The organism is Streptococcus sp. SG1, assembly GCF_030439935.1.
Lineage (GTDB): Bacteria > Bacillota > Bacilli > Lactobacillales > Streptococcaceae > Streptococcus > Streptococcus gordonii.
Map to the genome: position 1 here is coordinate 66,189 of NZ_JAQFJC010000011.1, position 15,890 is coordinate 82,078.

Consider the following 15,890-nt stretch of genomic DNA (forward strand, 5'->3'; position numbering starts at 1 on the left):
CCAGCTAAGCACAAAAAAGGGCTTTTCGCCCATCTTTTATCATAAACTAAACTGCGTTCTTCAACCAAGATTAAAAAACTTCTCCATATAATAGCTGAAATAAGTCTTTTGCCCAGTTACCATGACGAATTTACCTTCCAAGCCATAGCGAAGCTTCTTAGCTTGATCTTTACTAACAGCCATTTCGCATTCTACTTTAAAGAAATTTCCCTGTTTGGTTTGGGTAGCATTGGCGTCAATACTGGAAATTTGGGATGTCAAAATCATTTGTTTGTTAGCATCATCAGCAGTAATGAAGCGCACCTTGTCTCCATTTTTAATAGTAGATACATCCTTGGAAGAAACATATGTGACAATTTTGATTTTTCGTTCACTGGTGATTTTGGGGTAAATCTGAGCCAAAGCAGTTCCTTCTGCTACCAGGGTAGATCCTTGTACTTCTGGATTTAAGTGGAGCAAGCCATCCATTTCAGCCAAAATCTGACCTCGCTTAGAGACTGTTTCTTGAAGTTTAAGATTGCTCTCGGCTTCCAAGATTTGCTGAGTCAGAGTGGTCAATTCTTGTCCTACCTTGACTAGATACTGAGCTTTCAGTGAAGCCAACTGACTAGATAAATTGCTAGCATAGGCTTGTTGGGCGCCAGCACCAGCATATTGGACACGATAAGTCGCAGATGTTGCTTCTAATTGAGAGATTTGCCCATCTAACTGAGCTACAATCTGACTTTGAGCTGTAGTCTTATCCTCTGTCAAACTCAACTGATCACGATAGGACTGATACAAGGAGTAAAGAGGGTGCGATGCATCTATACCCACCCCACTTTGAATGGCATTTTTCAAGTTTCGATGGTCATTTAGTTTGCTATCTACATCACTGATAACACCGCCCAGTTCCGCCTGAGACTGACTGGCTGCTGCATTTTGTGAAGCAATCGTAGCATTTTGCTGATTCACAGAACTAGTCATACTCGCTACTTGATTCTGGTAGTCTTTAAAGCTTTGTTCATAGCCATAACTATCTGGCTCAGTGAATTGATTACGCCCGCTTTCTAAACTGGAACGCAAAGTTTCTAGTTTGCCCTTTTGATCTTTGAGTAAGTCAAGCTGGCTGGAAAACTTCTGTTCCTGAGCTCCCTCTCCTTCTACTGCATACTGGATTAGCAGGTCCCCTTTTTTGACCTCCTTGTTTTCTGCCAAATGATTCGCAATGATAGGCTGGTTACTAGTCGACTGAATCTGAGCTAGCACTCGGCTAGCTTCTACAGAAGCACGGCTAGAAATTGTAATTTCTTTTTTAGCCAGCATGGAAAAACCAACTAGAAATACTAGTAAAATAAGACTTGGCACAATTAAACAACTAGCAAAATTATGATAACGTTTCTGATAAAACTCTGCACTTTCTAAAAATTGTTCATTCATATTTTCTCCCTAACTATTGACCAAATGGTGGTAAAAGCCTTCTCTTTCGATCAGCTCCTTATGACTTCCACTCTCGACAATCCTACCTTGATCCAAAACGACCACCTGCTCCGAACGTTCCGCAATAGTCAAACGATGAGCAATAAAAATAATCGTCTTATCAAGCGCCATCAAATTATCAATGATCCGCTTCTCCGTCAAAATATCCAGACTGCTTGTTGCTTCATCTAAGATAAGCACTGGCGCATCTGTCAAGAGAGCCCTCGCTAGAGCAATACGCTGGCGTTGACCACCTGAAATCCCTGCTCCATCTGCTGATAGCTCTGTCTGATAATTGAGAGGCATCCGCTCAATATCCGACCTAATTTCTGCCAATTCTACCGCCCGCAGAATATCTTCTTGAGTCGTGCCTTCACGCGCGCCTAAGAGTAAATTTTCCAAAATAGTCCCATTAAAAACATACGGTTGCTGGGGAAGATAGTTGATATATTGGCGCAGTGCCTGCTTATCCAGCTGATTGAGATTGACACCTCCCAGACAAATATCCCCTTGATTCGGACCATAAAAATGCACCATCATCTTGGCCAAGGTCGTTTTTCCTGAGCCGGATACACCAACAAAGCTGGTCTTACTTCCAGCAGGAATATGCAAGTCAATTTCCGATAATACATTGGCCCCATAGCCATACTTATAACTGACTCCACGAAAATCGATGTCAGCCTGAAAGTGGCTCAAGTCCTTGATAAGCTTCTCTTCTTCAAATTCAGACTGGACTAAATAGACCTCATTGAGACGCTCATTGGCCACTCGTGCAGACTGTAACTTCGTTTGCAGATTGATGATATTTTCCAAAGGATTAGTAAAGTAGACTAGAAGTGTATTATAAGTGATGAGCTGTCCCAGACTGATTTTTTGATCCATGACAAGTGTGGCTCCTAGCCATAAAATCAAGACGTTTAAAATCAAACGAGCTGCTGCTTTCAAGACTTTTTGTAAACTCTCAGAACGTCCATATGCAAAAGACTTTTTCAGATAAGTCACAAATTCCTTGTCAATCTTCTGATAACGTTGTTTTTCGCTGGTCAAAGACTTAATGGTCTCAATTCCATTGATATCTTCAATAATGGAAGACGACAACAGACTATTTGCTTCCATCGTCTCATGATTCATCTTTTCAAAAGGCTTCATAAAAAGAAAAATAATGAGCGCGTAAACGGGGATTCCTAGCAAGGTCAAAAAGAAAAGACTGCTATTTTGTGAAAAAAGAACAATCGCAATGATCGACACAATTGACACATCCAAGAAAATAGACAAGATTGTACTGGCCAAGGCATCAATAATCCGATTGGCATCCGTAAAACGAGAGACAATTTCCCCTGTCCGCCTTGTCGCGAAAAATGACATAGGTAGCTGAAAAACGTGCTTGATATAGGATAAGATCACATCAATTGATAGGCGTTGCCCTAAAACCAAAAGCAAATATTCTTGGGCATAAGACAAGAATTGCTGCAAAATATAGACAATAATCAAGCCGATAGAAATCATACCCAGCGTCGTTTTCATATGATCAGGCACATAAGTATCAATAATCGACTGAAGGTAGTAGGATCCAACAATATTGATCACCGTTACCAGCAAAGTTGCAAGCACAATATTAGTAATCAATCCCTTCTGTTTAATCAATAAGGGAATGAAGTCTAAAAGTCCATTTTTCTTTTCCTGACTAGGTTTATAGGCTGGACTAGGAGCTAGGAAAATGGTAATTCCTGTCCACTCCTGTTCGAAACGCTCTCGCGAAATCTTTGTCATCTTAACTTGAGGATCTGGGTCTGCAATATGAATCGTGTGTTTATCTTGTCCCATTACAACATAATAATGTAGGAGTTTCCCTTCCTTAAGTACATGAACGATGAAGGGATAAGATACATCTTCCAGATCAAAGATTCCCATATCAGCTTTAAAAGCCCTTGTCTCAAAATTTAAGCCCTCAGCAACTTTCACCAAACCCAAAGCAGTTGTGCCATCATTAGTTGTTTTTGCCTTTTCTCGTAGTGTAGCCAAGGAAAAATACGATCCATAATAACCAAAAACCATAGCCAGAGCTGCCACACCGCAATCCCTAGTATCAACTTGCGCTCTGTAATGCCGTTTCCTAAATTTCATAAAAACCTTTTCTCCATATGCATTTATACTTGATGAATTTATGATAATAAAAAAACCTACCTGAATGATAGTCTATTGGCGACTTGCCAAACTTTTTTTCTCAGATGTTCCTCATTTTTAATTGCTCTTTTTTAAAATGTCATGAGCTTTTTGTCAGATGACAGCTGGCTTTCTCACTAGATTCTTAAAAATGACTCCGGCATGACTCGACTCCTAACACATTTATCAGCTAATGGAAATGCTTCTTAAACATCCATTTCTAGGTGACTTCACCTCCCCCATGACTATGGATACATACCTCTCAAAAGAGAACGCAAAAAAAGCCGTATCGGTTTATGAAACAGCTTTAGGTAGCTTATAACTGAACAAATAACTGAACAAACCCAAAAATCAACGTTTTAAGACAAAACAAAAAGCCCACTGTAGTAGGCTTTTCGTAAGATATATCTTAAAATTAAAGCATTTTGTTGTAGAATTCAACGACAAGTGCTTCGTTGATTTCTGGGTTGATTTCATCGCGTTCTGGCAAGCGAGTCAGTGAACCTTCTAATTTTTCAGCATCAAATGATACGAATGCTGGACGTCCAAGAGTTGCTTCAACAGCTTCAAGGATTGCAGGCACTTTCAATGATTTTTCACGAACTGAGATCACTTGACCTGGAGTTACGCGGTATGATGGGATATCAACGCGTTTGCCGTCAACAAGGATGTGACCGTGGTTTACGAATTGACGAGCTTGACGACGAGTAGTCGCAAGACCAAGACGGTAAACAACGTTATCCAAACGACGTTCCAAAAGAAGCATGAAGTTAAAACCAAGAATTCCTTCTTTGATCTTAGTAGCTTGAACGAACAAGTTACGGAATTGTTTTTCACCTACACCGTAAGTGAAACGAAGTTTTTGTTTTTCAGCCAATTGCAAACCATATTCTGACAATTTGCTGCGGTTGTTTGGTCCATGTTGACCAGGTACATAGTTACGGCGAGCCAATTCTTTACCTGTACCAGTAAGAGAAAGACCCAAACGACGAGCTTGTTTCCAAGATGGTCCTGTATAACGTGACATATAAATGTCCTCCTATAAAATATTTTTGAGGAAATAGTCACTTAGAAAGCTCTGATTCGTGCAGAACATTTTCGCCCAAACAGCTAAGGCTACTTTTATAGCTGATGTTCTGTTGACGAGCTCCATGCTTTCCTGCTGCTATTTCACACAAAGTCTATTGTACCATGAATAAAGTCAAAAGTAAAGGGTCTCAAACAAAAAATCAAGCCAAAAAGCTTGATTTTTGTTACTTGAAAACTGTTCATGAGGAATCCCGTCGCTTACTTCACATTCCTAAGAGCTTTAAAATGTCCCGCTTATAACGGAGCTTCTGCAGTTCTTTATCCTCGCTGTCTGACCAGATAAGCTGGAGATTCGCAACGATTTGCCCTGGACGATTTTTCAGAATATAGATATGATCACTGAGAGCCAGAGCCTCCTCAATGCTATGCGTGATGAGAAGAGTCGTCAGACCCAGCCTACGATGAATGTCCAGATACCAAGCGTGCAGCTCCATCTTGGTCAGCTCATCCAAAGCACTAAAAGCCTCGTCTAGAAGAAATAGCTTGTGGCCGAACATATAGGTCCGTAACAGAGCCACGCGCTGCCGCATCCCCCCACTCAGCTCATGTGGATACTTGTCTGCCACATCAAAGAGCCCGAACTCCTTCAAAATCTGAGTTGCCTGCTCCATCGCTTCCTTTTTGGATACTTTTCGGATTAATAGGGGCAAGATGACATTACCCAGCACCGTCTTATGCTCCAGCAACAAGTCCTTCTGTAGCATATAACTCACCTGACCCTTAGGATTTTCCTGCCCATCTAGGACAATCCTGCCCGACTGGACCTCCAAAATCCCAGCAATGAGGTTAAAAAGAGTCGATTTCCCAACGCCACTAGGACCCAAGATTGCCACTACTTGGCTAGCTTCCACCTCTAGGTTGATATCTTTTAAAATTTGCTGTTCATCATAAGCATAGCTTATATTTTCAAGTTTAATTACTGTCATTATTTTATATAATCGTTGCTAAATCCCTTGTCACTCAAGTCATTTTTTACAAGACCGTTATCCTTGGCCCATTTGTAAAAGGCATTCCAACGGCTAGCCTCAAACTGACCCCACTTATCCTTATCTGATGCATATTGCTCAGACAGATATTTCTGAGAAGCCAAGACAAAGTCACGTTTGTTTTTTAGCTCTGGTGCATTCTTAATTAAAATGTCTGCTGCTTCTTCAGGGTGCTCCATAGCATATTGGTAGCCTTTTTTAATAGCTTGCAAGACCTTTTTTGCCTCGTCCGGATTCTTCTTCAGATAGTCATTATTAGCAATGATGACTGGAGAATAATAGTCAAACTCCTTGACATAGTCCTTCATATAAAAGAAATTAGTGTCCATGCCCTGAGTCTCTGCCATGATACCATCCCAGCCATGATAAATCCATGCCGCATCAAACAAACCATTTTCAATTGGTGTGATAGAGTTAGAATCATTATTCGGAACCTTCTCTACATCATCAAACTTGCTACCTTGGTTTTCTACCAATGTCTTCAGCATGCCCAACTCCACAGGGTCATTCCAGGTGCCATATTTCTTCCCAGCCAGATCCTTGGGACCATTAATCCCTGCAGATTTCTTAGAAATGATACCTGAAGTATTGTGTTCTACAATAGCCGCAACAGCTGTGATTTCTGCGCCCTTATCCAGTTTTTTAGCCATAGAATCCTGGAAGTAAATTCCAAAAGGAGCCTTGCCATTAATAATCAGGTCAGAAGTGCTATCTTCTGGTGGCAACTTAATATCAACATCCACACCTGCTTCCTTAAAGTAGCCCTTCTCCTTAGCTACATAAAGTCCTGTATGATTGGTATTGGGTGACCAATCCAGAATAAAATCAATCTTTTTGTCCTTGCTTTCAGACGTAGATTTCGACTGAGCGCAAGCAGCTAGACCAAATAGTGATACTGCAGCCAAACCTGCAAGGAATAATTTACAACTTTTTTTCATCATAATCCTCTTTTCTTTTTTTGAAAATAGCAGAGCTAAGCTCCTATTTCCACTTGATGACAAATTTTTCACTAATAGCTACCAGTTTCATACCCAGAAGACTGATAACTGATACTAAAACGATAATGGCAAACATGGTATCGTACTGGAAAAGCTTCTTAGACTGGATCATATAGACACCCAGCCCTTCAAAGCCGCCCAGCCATTCGGAAACTACGGTCGTGATAAAAGCATAGGAAACACTGACCCTTAGACCCGCATAGAAATAAGGTAAACTAGCTGGAATCTTGAAATGCCATAGAATCTGCCATCGATTGGCCTGCATGAGTTCAAAGAGAGTCAAGGTATCTCTATCGCAATGCCGAAAACCGTCCAGAATACTGACAATAATCGGAAAAGTCGTCGTCAAAATAATAAGCACAATCTTGGGCAAAATCCCATAACCCAGCCAGAGAACCAGAATTGGAGCCAAAGCAATGGTCGGAATCGTCTGCACCACAACCATCATAGGATAAATCAAATCATTGAGCCAGCTCAGACTATCCATGAGCACTGCCAGCAAGCAGGCTATAATGACTCCCAGCAGCAGACCCAACAAGGCTACTTTTAAGGTCGCCCAACTGTGTACAGCCAACAGTTCTGCATCCCTAATAAAAGCCTGGCAGATTTCTAAAGGTGTTGGCAGAATAAACTTAGGCAAGAGCTTGAGCCAGCCCATGACCTGCCAAACGGCAAGTAAACCCACCATCCCCAAAAGACTAATCTGCTGGCGCAGAATATTTTTCAAGTTTCTCATCAATAGACAAAATCTCTCCATAATTTATCTTCACATTTGCAAATACATTATCTGCTTGACTGCCAGCCAATTCTATTGCCTTTCCCAATATAGGAAACAAATCTTCCCATTCTCCTTCTAAAACTGTTTCAAAAGGAGTTACCAACTGCCTCACGGGCTGTTTCTGCAGATACTCAATCACGTCTTCAATGACTGCCAACCGTCCTTTATCAGTTGACAAAGGCAGAATTTGCAAAGCAATGCTTGCTTTCATCTCTTCACCTCCCTACATTCAAACTCTATCTGAGAATGATGCATACAGATACGATTCCATTTACTAACCAGACCGTTCTTTCCCTAATGAAAGAGATCGCAAGCTCTCTTTATAAAAACCTTGCACTTCATACAAAAACACCTTCTCCAATATGGAAAAGGTGTAGCATGCATCAGTATCCTAAAGATAGGCGAATCGCTCGCCACTTTTAGTAAAACCACAGGGTTTTTTACAAATACTTTTCCCTACGCTGGCATTACCCAGATCAGGTGCGGTCGAAGTTTACACTTCCTCTCAGACTGTACACAGACTCCCATATATGTATATTATGATAGCGCAATCAGGACTCTATGTCAAGATTTGTGCTTAATCCCACTGAACCAAACATCCCCTTAGAATGTAATAAACAATCCAGCGCCTCAATATTTTCTAATTCGCTCTTGGCCAGTATTGTCTCAAAGCCCATTTCCCTTGCCGTATCCAAATTGACCTGAATATCATCCATAAAGACCGACTCTTCTGGTTTAAGATTATATTTCTCAAGGAGTTCCTGGTATATTTTTTTGTAAGGTTTTACTACTTTAACTTCTGAAGAGAGAATATAACCTGACAAAAGAGGAAAAATTGGCAATAATCCTGCCTGTTCAATCCTATAAAATATCTCACAGGTTGTTGATAAAATGTAAATATGATAGCCTAACTTTGACCATCGCTCTATTTTTTCTTGCAGATTTTGGTAGACATCCACGGCCTCATACCAGTAAAAAAATATTTTTTCAACTGTAGCTTCAAAAGATGGATCCAGATTCTGTTGAGCTAATTTGCAAGCTTCCGACAAAGACAAGGACCCCCAATCCGTTTGGTGCCATAGGTGTGAATCAAAAATCGCTTCTCTCAGGGATTGTCGTCGCATTTCATCCGCTTCAAAATGCCTGAATATCTTATCTGGATTCCACTCAATCAAAACATTTCCTAAATCAAAAACCAAATTTTTAATCATAGTGTCCACCTCTGATCCCATTATAACATGTTTAAAAAATATAAAAAAGGCGAAAATAAATTCCGCCTCTTTAATAGCCTATCTAGTAGGAGTGTATGTCAATTCTGACCCATGTTTCGCAAGGAAATCACTCATTTCAGAATCTGGAATCTGACGTAAGTAGAGGTTAGAACGAATTGTCTCATCCTCTTCACGACAGGTTGATAACACAAGATATTTATCACTTGCTTTTACCTTAATGTCCTTATTCTTTGTCCTAGACGCTTCATAGATACTGCTCAACTGATCTGTAAAGTCCTTATCTCCATCAAAGCTAGTCCGATAGAAAGCCGTCTCCTCTGGTACAATAACCAAGCCCATTGCTTCATAGTAGAACTTACGCTCAGGTGTTTCAACAACAACATACTTGTGCTGATCGAAAAATTCCTGATTATCATAGAAGTTGACATCGTTAAACATACGATTGTCCGCTACTTTACTTCCACGAGCATGACCAAAGAGCCAAGTCAAGCGATCACTAAAGTCTTTCTTATTATCTGTGTCCATAAAAACTGTCCCCATGTAAGGCTCATTCCCGCCTTCAAAGGTTTTATCAAGATAAGTAGAATTGTCTTTCGTCTGTACAACAGGTTCATCTAATTTTGTACCTGGAGCATAAACATAAGCAATAGCTTCACTATTAATAGCCTTTAAATCTGCAAAGCGCTTGGCTAAATACTCTTTTTCTTCCTTGCTTGGTTGATAAGTATTCTTTGTAGAGCTTTTTGTTACTTGACTAGTAGAAGCAGTCGTATTCGATTTAGGCGCTGACTTAAATGGATTAAAAATCAGCATTGCAGTTGCAACAGCAACAACAATGATACCTAATAAAGCACCAAATAATTTTAAATTTTTATTTGGAGCCTTCTTAGTCTGTCTTTTAGCATTTTGACTCATAATATTTAAGTATTCCCCATTTTTTCTAAGAAAATATCACTGAACCAATGGCCCAGTGATATTGTTTACATCAGTATCAATAAAGAATTATTTAACTGCTGAAGTTTTTGGAAGTGCTTTACCAGCAGCTTTACCTGCGTTTTTAGCAGCAGCTTCTGATTTTTTAGCTTCTTCTTTAGAAGCAGGAGTAGTAGTAGCTCCTTTGTCTTCTGCAGCTGGGTTTTGGTTGTTAGCTGCACCAACACGTTTCAAGTAACGAGCGTTAGCTTGTTCAGGAGTTTCACCTTGGATGTATGTTTTGCCTTCTTGTTCTGTAGCGTTGTTGTATGTAGCTTGGAATTGTTGTACATATTTGTTACGTACAGCGTTGAAAGCGTTGTTGAATGCTGCTTCATAAGCTGCTTTAACTTCACCATAATTGTGGCTTCCACCTTCAACTGCATCAAGAGCAGCTTTAGCAGCTACTACTGCTGGATCTGCAGCAGCTTCTGCACGGATTTCACCATCATGTTGAGCCAAGTATTCGTTTACTTTATCAGCATTTGTGAATTGAGTTTGAAGGTAGTATGCGCCGTCGTTTTTACGAGCTGCATCAGTAGCTTCATCAGCAGAGAAAACTGGTGCTGCAGCTGCAAATAATGTAAGTGCTACCACGCTTGACAATAAAACTTTTTTCATCGTTTTATCTCCTTTTTCTTTTTAAAAAAATTATTCGTAACTCGGAGTTACTACCTATATTATATATATTTGCCCTATTTTTGTCAATAGTTTTTTTTATTATTTTGAAATTCATCATATGGTAGAAACGGCTTCGTTTCAATAAAAAATCCCCCTTATCTTGTGGTCAGGGGGAAGCATTTCAGAAATGCGTAATATTGTAACACTTTTATAATATTAGTTTTTTCCAATCTCAAACAAAGGAGAAAGAGGACGTTTTTCATGGATACGAATAATTGCTTCTGAAAGAAGATCAGCAATAGAAATCTGCTCAATCTTATCAATTAAACGTTCTTGCGGAAGATAAATTGTATCCAGAACAACTAATTTCTTGATAGCAGATTTCTGAATATTTTCCATTGCAGGACCAGATAGAACTGGGTGAGTGCAACTAGCATAAACATCAACTGCACCTGCTTCAGCTAAAGCATCTGCTGCGTGACAGATGGTTCCTGCAGTATCAATCATATCATCGATCAAAATACAAGTTTTTCCCTTAACGTTACCAATAATATTCATGACCTCACTAGTGTTCATCTTATCTACACTACGACGTTTATCAATAATAGCAATCGGTGTTTTTAGAAATTCCGCTAATTTTCTAGCACGTGAGACACCACCATGGTCAGGACTCACAACAACATAGTCACTTCCAATCATTCCACGACGTTCAAAGTAATTAGCAATGAGAGGCGCTCCCATTAAATGATCAACCGGAATGTCAAAGAAGCCTTGAATCTGTGAAGCATGTAAATCAATTGTCAACAAACGATCAACACCAGCAATTTCTAGCATATTTGCTACTAGTTTAGAAGTAATCGGTTCACGAGCACGGGCCTTACGGTCTTGTCTAGCATAACCATAGTAAGGCATGACCACATTGATAGATTCAGCACTTGCTCGCTTAAGCGCATCCACCATAATCAAAATCTCCATCAGATTATCGTTAACAGGTGAACTCGTTGACTGCAAAATAAAAACATGCTTGCCTCGAATTGATTCTTCAATATTGACTTGAATCTCCCCATCCGAAAACTGACGTACCGTCGACTTTCCAAGCTCCATTCCTATCCCTTTGGCTACCCGCTTGGCCAACTCTTGGTTAGAAGAAAGAGCAAAGAGCTTTAAATCAGAAAATGACATGTTTGCCTCCGAAAATTTATTCCATTTACATTTTAACCCTTTTTAAGGAATATTTCAATTTTGAATAAAGCGTTTTACAAAAAATATTTGAATAGTCTTACAAATACTTAATCTTATGCTAAATATAAAAAGGTTGGAAATTCCAACCTTCTAAATTTATTAATTTGGATAAATGTAACTTACTGTACCTTGTGCAGTTGTTGGGTCAAACCAACCACGGTAGTTACCAATTGATTGTTGACCAAGATAGTTAGCTTCTGATACTTGAATGCTAGTTGAAGACTGAACTGCTGTTACTACAGCCACGTGTCCATAACCACCATCAGTCCAACATGCGATCGCTCCAACTTGTGGTTGAGAACCTACACGGAAGCCTGCCGCTGCTGCACTTGCTGCCCATTGACCACCATTACCCCAGTAATTACCAGCCCAAGGTGCCAATGTTTTAACTCCCCAAGTACACTGACCAACAGGGTAAGTAGAAGCGTCTGAAGAATAAGATACATTAGACACTGCCGCTGCTGGTGCAGGTGCTGCTGCAGCAGGAGTACCTCCAGAAACAGCTTGTATTTGTGCTGAGAGGTTTGTATTACCAGATGCTTGAATTGCTTGAAGTTGAGAAGCTTGTTGTGAACGGTAAGCTGCTTCAGCTGCTGCTGCTGCTTCAGCTGCTTTTTGTGCTGCTGCTTTTTGTTCTAAAAGAGAATTTTTCTCACCTTCGGCACTTGCTTTTTCAGCTGCAAGATTGATTTGTGCAACCTTCAATTCAGCTTCTTTAGTTGACAACGCTTGAGCATCATCAGCCAAGGTTTGTTGGTTAGCAATAACTGTGTTGATTGCTTCGTTATTAGCAATTTGTTTCTCAGCAATTGCTTCTTTATCCGCTTTTTGTTGTTCCAACATTTTATTGTTTGCGGAGATGATTTCATTCATAGCTGTCACACGTGAAATTGCTTCAGTGATAGAGCTTGAGTTAACAATCGTATTAATATAGCTTGTAACAGTTCCACTTGTTTGAGCGCTACGAGCTTGGTTTGCTAATGACTCATTACGTGCTACAATGTTTTTTGACAATTCATCGATTTCAGCTGAAAGTTTTTCAGATTCTGCTGTTAACTTTTCGTTTTCAGCCTGAAGCTTTTCTTGTTGTGATTTAATTGCTGATACTTGACTTTGAATTTGATCAACTTGAGCTTGTGCAGCTTGTTGTTGAGCATTTAAGCTATTAATTTTATTGTTCTGTGCAGCGATCTTGTCATCTGTTGTATCGGCATGCACATTCACTAGACTAGCGCCTTGTGTAAGAACCAAAGCACTTAATAACATCGAAGTGATAATTTTTTTCTTCATAAATAATTCTACTCCTATCCAATAAGACAATAATAAGTATAACAGAAAAAGACGTAGAATATGTTACGCCTTTATTACATTTTTATTTCTTCTTTTTTATCATAAATAAACTTTTTCCAAAACTGGTTGCAAAAGTAATAAAAGCAAGGAATTAAGCACCATTGTCGGAGCTAAACTATAGACAATAAAAGTACTGATTTCCATACTAGTTAAAGAAACTAGATTGGCTAATAAAAAAGAAACAAATTCAAACAAGAATACCAGTATTAAAACAGACAAGAATCTAGTGATTTTATTGCCCATCATGATTGTATTATATTTATTGACTAATACACTCAATAGAGGAAGTAATAATGTGGCAATTCCAATTACATGAAAATAGTAAGCATCATAAAGAATACCTATCACTAAGAATATTGTAAATGCTGTTACATCAGATACTTCTACTGAAACAAATAGTAGAAAAATCAACACCAAATGGCAAACTAAATGGAATCTTATAGGTAAAAAAGAAGCAATTAGGGTTGAAATCTGGCCATCTAATAACATTAAAAAAAGCAATAAGAGCGGTATACCCACATGTTGTCTAAAAAGTCGCATATCAGTTCCCCACCAATGTTACCACACGAATGTCAGAAAAATCAGCACTTGGCTTAATATATACCTCTTTTGTCAAATAGTCACTACTTGAAGCTACAGAAGATACCTTCCCAACAGAAATATTCGCAACTGGATAAGACCCCAAGCCACTTGTAACCACTTTTGAGCCCTCTTTGATCTCATCAGAAGTATTCAGCTGACTAACAATAAATGCTGACTTTTTTTCGTCATATCCTACAATAATACCATAAATTGTTTTTGAGCCACTTTGTATTCTAACGGATATGTTTTCGCTATTCTTTTTATTCGTTAATAGACTAATTCGACTAGAATGTTCATTCACTTGATCAACACTTCCAATCAAGCCCCCGTTGCCAACAACAAGCATAGTTGAAGCTACTTTATTTTCTGATCCTACATTAACTGTCAACTCATTAGACCATGAAGCTGGAGTACGAGCAATAACATCAGCAGATAATTTTACATCACTTTTAATAGAATTCTTCATATCAAGCATTTCTCGAAGTTGGGCATTCTCTTCTTTTAAATCAGTAACCTCATTTGACGCTGAATCAATTTCATTTAAAGTAGCTTTTAACTCTTCATTCTCATGATAAGTATTAACCAAATGTTCCAAATCACTTTTCACATCAGTAAGTAAGTGGAATGGCTTTGACAAAACATTATCAACAAGGCTTAAAGCATTTGATGTCCCATTTACAAACCAAGTAGAATAGGTAGAAAGTAACAAAGCTGAAGCAGTTAAAATTAGCACAATGATCATTACAATTAATCTTGATTTTTTAAATTTTTTCATCTCAATACCTACAATCCCACAACAAAGTACAAGAAAAGGAGATAGCAAATGCTAAACTCCCTATTGACGGAGAATGGGGGATTCGAACCCCCGCGCCAGTTACCCGACCTAACGATTTAGCAAACCGTCCTCTTCAGCCTCTTGAGTAATTCTCCAACTATAAAATGGGCACGAGTGGACTCGAACCACCGACCTCACGCTTATCAGGCGTGCGCTCTAACCACCTGAGCTACGCGCCCAAGTTATAAAAACTTGGTATGAACCTTTCGTTCAAAGCGGGTGACGAGAATCGAACTCGCGACAACAGCTTGGAAGGCTGTAGTTTTACCACTAAACTACACCCGCTTATTTAATAATATGGCGCGAGACGGAATCGAACCGCCGACACATGGAGCTTCAATCCATTGCTCTACCAACTGAGCTACCGAGCCTTATTGCGGGAGCAGGATTTGAACCTACGACCTTCGGGTTATGAGCCCGACGAGCTACCTAGCTGCTCCATCCCGCGATAGTATTATTCAACCAAAAGGAGGATGTGGGATTCGAACCCACGCACGCTTTTACACGCCTGACGGTTTTCAAGACCGTTCCCTTCAGCCGGACTTGGGTAATCCTCCAGTATACAAAAAAACATGGACCTTGTAGGACTTGAACCTACGACCACTCGGTTATGAGCCGAGAGCTCTAACCAGCTGAGCTAAAGGTCCAACAAGATCATTATAGCGGCGAAGGGGATCGAACCCCCGACCTCCCGGGTATGAACCGGACGCTCTAGCCAGCTGAGCTACACCGCCATACAATCGGGAAGACAGGATTCGAACCTGCGACACCTTGGTCCCAAACCAAGTACTCTACCAAGCTGAGCTACTTCCCGTCGTGATCGAATATCTCTCCTATCACTATATGCACCCTAGAGGAGTCGAACCTCTAACCGCCTGATTCGTAGTCAGGTACTCTATCCAGTTGAGCTAAGGGTGCTCATTATTATATATGCCGAGGACCGGAATCGAACCGGTACGATCGTTTCCAATCGCAGGATTTTAAGTCCTGTGCGTCTGCCAGTTCCGCCACCCCGGCCTCTAAGCGAACGACGGGATTCGAACCCGCGACCCCCACCTTGGCAAGGTGGTGTTCTACCACTGAACTACGTTCGCATACGCCTCTTCTCTCTTAATGCCGGCTACATGACTTGAACACGCGACCCTCTGATTACAAATCAGATGCTCTACCAACTGAGCTAAGCCGGCCTATTTCTTATGCGGGTTAAGGGACTTGAACCCCCACGCCGTTAAGCGCCAGATCCTAAATCTGGTGCGTCTGCCAATTCCGCCAAACCCGCGCTTATGACCCGTACTGGGCTCGAACCAGTGACCCTTTGATTAAAAGTCAAATGCTCTACCAACTGAGCTAACGAGTCTTCTTTGAAATCTCCTCTCGATTCCAACGGTCCCGACGGGAATCGAACCCGCGATCTTCGCCGTGACAGGGCGACGTGATAACCGCTACACTACGGGACCTATGGGAGTTAACGGGATCGAACCGCTGACCCTCTGCTTGTAAGGCAGATGCTCTCCCAGCTGAGCTAAACTCCCAAATGAGCCTAGCTTTCACTAGACTCTATCCTTGCTAAGCGACTACCATATC

General features: G+C 40.3%; 14 protein-coding genes, 17 tRNA genes and 1 riboswitch. All 31 genes read right to left on the reverse strand.

The annotated features are described in order from the left end of the window. Positions 1 to 60: 60 nt before the first annotated feature. Positions 61 to 1,419: a competence pheromone export protein ComB gene (comB, locus tag PCY06_RS09685; protein WP_301390559.1), complete on the reverse strand. Its 1,359-nt coding sequence runs from the start codon at positions 1,417 to 1,419 to the stop codon at positions 61 to 63. A gap of 9 nt (positions 1,420 to 1,428) precedes the next feature. After that, entirely contained in the window at positions 1,429 to 3,582 is a 2,154-nt protein-coding gene (gene comA, locus PCY06_RS09690; RefSeq protein WP_301390560.1) for a peptide cleavage/export ABC transporter ComA, read from the reverse strand. A 454-nt stretch (positions 3,583 to 4,036) separates the two neighbouring features. Then, positions 4,037 to 4,648, reverse strand: a complete 612-nt coding sequence (gene rpsD, locus PCY06_RS09695) for a 30S ribosomal protein S4 (protein ID WP_008810013.1) — start codon at positions 4,646 to 4,648, stop codon at positions 4,037 to 4,039. A gap of 265 nt (positions 4,649 to 4,913) precedes the next feature. Then, a complete protein-coding gene (locus PCY06_RS09700; RefSeq protein WP_105165105.1) occupies positions 4,914 to 5,636 on the reverse strand; it encodes an ABC transporter ATP-binding protein in 723 nt (240 codons plus the stop codon). Further along, positions 5,636 to 6,634: an ABC transporter substrate-binding protein gene (locus tag PCY06_RS09705; RefSeq protein ID WP_082307318.1), complete on the reverse strand. Its 999-nt coding sequence runs from the start codon at positions 6,632 to 6,634 to the stop codon at positions 5,636 to 5,638. The genes PCY06_RS09700 and PCY06_RS09705 overlap by 1 nt, the downstream gene beginning before the upstream one ends. Before the next feature lie 43 nt (positions 6,635 to 6,677). Next, positions 6,678 to 7,430, reverse strand: a complete 753-nt coding sequence (locus PCY06_RS09710) for an ABC transporter permease (RefSeq protein ID WP_082307317.1) — start codon at positions 7,428 to 7,430, stop codon at positions 6,678 to 6,680. Beyond that, positions 7,393 to 7,683: a thiamine-binding protein gene (locus PCY06_RS09715; protein WP_045504760.1), complete on the reverse strand. Its 291-nt coding sequence runs from the start codon at positions 7,681 to 7,683 to the stop codon at positions 7,393 to 7,395. The genes PCY06_RS09710 and PCY06_RS09715 overlap by 38 nt, the downstream gene beginning before the upstream one ends. A 225-nt stretch (positions 7,684 to 7,908) precedes the next feature. Beyond that, positions 7,909 to 8,010: riboswitch (TPP riboswitch) on the reverse strand. A gap of 13 nt (positions 8,011 to 8,023) precedes the next feature. Then, complete coding sequence (locus PCY06_RS09720; protein ID WP_125400176.1) at positions 8,024 to 8,683, reverse strand: HAD family phosphatase; 660 nt, start codon at positions 8,681 to 8,683, stop codon at positions 8,024 to 8,026. Positions 8,684 to 8,761: 78 nt separating this feature from the next. Beyond that, a complete protein-coding gene (srtB, locus tag PCY06_RS09725) occupies positions 8,762 to 9,619 on the reverse strand; it encodes a class B sortase, LPKTxAVK-specific (RefSeq protein WP_045504765.1) in 858 nt (285 codons plus the stop codon). Between the two features lie 87 nt (positions 9,620 to 9,706). Further along, positions 9,707 to 10,297, reverse strand: coding sequence for an amylase-binding adhesin AbpA (gene abpA / locus PCY06_RS09730; RefSeq protein ID WP_045773634.1), 591 nt, complete (start codon positions 10,295 to 10,297; stop codon positions 9,707 to 9,709). A 216-nt stretch (positions 10,298 to 10,513) separates the two neighbouring features. Further along, the gene (locus PCY06_RS09735; protein ID WP_008810021.1) at positions 10,514 to 11,479 is read right to left on the reverse strand and encodes a ribose-phosphate diphosphokinase; all 966 of its coding nucleotides are present in this window, start codon (positions 11,477 to 11,479) and stop codon (positions 10,514 to 10,516) included. A 159-nt stretch (positions 11,480 to 11,638) separates the two neighbouring features. After that, positions 11,639 to 12,829 carry a peptidoglycan hydrolase PcsB gene (pcsB, locus tag PCY06_RS09740; protein WP_125400178.1) on the reverse strand — a complete coding sequence of 397 codons (1,191 nt, stop codon included), beginning with the start codon at positions 12,827 to 12,829 and terminating at the stop codon, positions 11,639 to 11,641. Positions 12,830 to 12,928: 99 nt separating this feature from the next. Then, a complete protein-coding gene (mreD, locus tag PCY06_RS09745; protein WP_041789833.1) occupies positions 12,929 to 13,429 on the reverse strand; it encodes a rod shape-determining protein MreD in 501 nt (166 codons plus the stop codon). Position 13,430: 1 nt separating this feature from the next. Beyond that, complete coding sequence (gene mreC, locus PCY06_RS09750; protein ID WP_041789835.1) at positions 13,431 to 14,246, reverse strand: rod shape-determining protein MreC; 816 nt, start codon at positions 14,244 to 14,246, stop codon at positions 13,431 to 13,433. Positions 14,247 to 14,313: 67 nt separating this feature from the next. Then, positions 14,314 to 14,401: transfer RNA gene (locus tag PCY06_RS09755), tRNA-Ser, on the reverse strand. Between the two features lie 10 nt (positions 14,402 to 14,411). Further along, positions 14,412 to 14,485 (reverse strand) — tRNA-Ile (locus tag PCY06_RS09760). A gap of 35 nt (positions 14,486 to 14,520) precedes the next feature. Continuing rightward, positions 14,521 to 14,591: transfer RNA gene (locus tag PCY06_RS09765), tRNA-Gly, on the reverse strand. A 13-nt stretch (positions 14,592 to 14,604) separates the two neighbouring features. Further along, a tRNA-Phe gene (locus PCY06_RS09770) sits at positions 14,605 to 14,677 on the reverse strand. A gap of 3 nt (positions 14,678 to 14,680) precedes the next feature. Next, a tRNA-Met gene (locus PCY06_RS09775) sits at positions 14,681 to 14,754 on the reverse strand. Between the two features lie 19 nt (positions 14,755 to 14,773). Then, positions 14,774 to 14,863, reverse strand: a tRNA-Ser gene (locus tag PCY06_RS09780). Between the two features lie 16 nt (positions 14,864 to 14,879). Then, positions 14,880 to 14,953: transfer RNA gene (locus PCY06_RS09785), tRNA-Ile, on the reverse strand. Positions 14,954 to 14,966: 13 nt separating this feature from the next. Then, a tRNA-Met gene (locus tag PCY06_RS09790) sits at positions 14,967 to 15,040 on the reverse strand. Between the two features lie 6 nt (positions 15,041 to 15,046). Beyond that, positions 15,047 to 15,120, reverse strand: a tRNA-Pro gene (locus PCY06_RS09795). Between the two features lie 30 nt (positions 15,121 to 15,150). Beyond that, positions 15,151 to 15,224, reverse strand: a tRNA-Arg gene (locus tag PCY06_RS09800). Between the two features lie 13 nt (positions 15,225 to 15,237). Continuing rightward, positions 15,238 to 15,323, reverse strand: a tRNA-Leu gene (locus PCY06_RS09805). A 5-nt stretch (positions 15,324 to 15,328) separates the two neighbouring features. After that, positions 15,329 to 15,400 (reverse strand) — tRNA-Gly (locus PCY06_RS09810). Positions 15,401 to 15,420: 20 nt separating this feature from the next. Further along, a tRNA-Thr gene (locus PCY06_RS09815) sits at positions 15,421 to 15,493 on the reverse strand. A gap of 10 nt (positions 15,494 to 15,503) precedes the next feature. Further along, a tRNA-Leu gene (locus PCY06_RS09820) sits at positions 15,504 to 15,585 on the reverse strand. A gap of 5 nt (positions 15,586 to 15,590) precedes the next feature. Then, positions 15,591 to 15,663, reverse strand: a tRNA-Lys gene (locus PCY06_RS09825). Positions 15,664 to 15,690: 27 nt separating this feature from the next. Beyond that, positions 15,691 to 15,763 (reverse strand) — tRNA-Asp (locus PCY06_RS09830). A 2-nt stretch (positions 15,764 to 15,765) separates the two neighbouring features. After that, positions 15,766 to 15,838: transfer RNA gene (locus PCY06_RS09835), tRNA-Val, on the reverse strand. Positions 15,839 to 15,890 lie beyond the last annotated feature (52 nt).